The organism is Synechococcus sp. H55.9, assembly GCF_047462355.1.
Lineage (GTDB): Bacteria > Cyanobacteriota > Cyanobacteriia > Thermostichales > Thermostichaceae > Thermostichus.
In genome coordinates this window covers 1-1,045 of record NZ_JANSJB010000209.1, presented here as the reverse complement: position 1 = coordinate 1,045, position 1,045 = coordinate 1, and the positions used below count along the sequence as shown (strand labels likewise).

Below are 1,045 nucleotides of genomic sequence, written 5' to 3'. Positions count from 1 at the left end.
GGGATCCCGCCCAAAATGGCTTGAATATTGCGTACTTGGGCGATGAGACTGTGAAACTCCAATCTTTCCAGCAGCGGCAGCAGTTCTTCTTGGTTAAACCCGGTTAATTTCATGCTTTCCCAGTCGGGGGAGAGGGGGACAGCGCAGTTGATCCGGGCCATAAATTGTGAGTGTCGGGCTGCCGGGATCCCTTCTTTGAGGTATTGTTGAACTTTTCCTTTGATCTCATCAAGGTGATTAAAAATCTCCTCCAAACTGCCGTAGCGTTCCAACAGCTCCGCCGCTCGCTTAGGTCCGATCCCTTTGACTCCGGGAATGTTATCGGAAGTGTCGCCGCAGAGGGCCTTGTAGTCCACCACTTGCCAAGGCCAAATGCCCAATTTTTCTTTAACCTGTTCGGGGCCGAATTCGCTGATGCGATCTTTGCTGTTGAGGTGCAAAACCCGGACTCTCCCATCGGCGTCGATCAACTGAAACAGATCTTGATCCCCGCTTAAAATCTGCACCCGGTAATCTGGGGGGGCCATCCTGCTGAGGGTACCCAAAATGTCATCGGCCTCAAAGCCAGGCACCACCAAAATGGGGATGCGCAGCGCCGTCAACACCTGCTTGAGGTTCTCCACGTCTTCGATAAACTCCGGCGGGGTTTCCGGTCGGCCTGATTTGTAGGTTTCGTCGGCCTCGTGGCGAAAAGTGGGCTGCCGGGTATCGAAGGCAACGGCTACGTGGGTGGGCGGGTATTTCTCTAGGACGTCCAGCAGCGATCTCAAAAAGCCAAAGCTGACGCTGGTGGGGATCCCGGTGGAAGTGCGCAACCCCCCCTCACGGCTGTAAGCAAAGGCGTAGAAGGAGCGGTAGGCCAGAGAGTGCCCGTCCACCAGCAGCAGTGTTGGAGTTTGCCAAGCCATCGCCCAGTACCACGAAGGTGAATCCAGCCTATCGGATCTGGGCTGGGCGCAAAAGGGATCCCCCATCCCTCAGGGCCGCCAAGACTCAGCCGGCTGCTGACAGGCCGGGCGCCCGAGAGTTGGGGTGGAATGACAAC

1 protein-coding gene is annotated in these 1,045 nt (G+C 56.6%); it reads right to left on the bottom strand.

Annotation, left to right across the window (positions count from 1 at the left end):
* Positions 1–908: 5'-3' exonuclease H3TH domain-containing protein (locus NW857_RS13175; RefSeq protein ID WP_414369243.1), on the bottom strand; the 908-nt coding region annotated here is incomplete at its 3' end.
* Between the last annotated feature and the right edge of the window lie 137 nt (positions 909–1,045).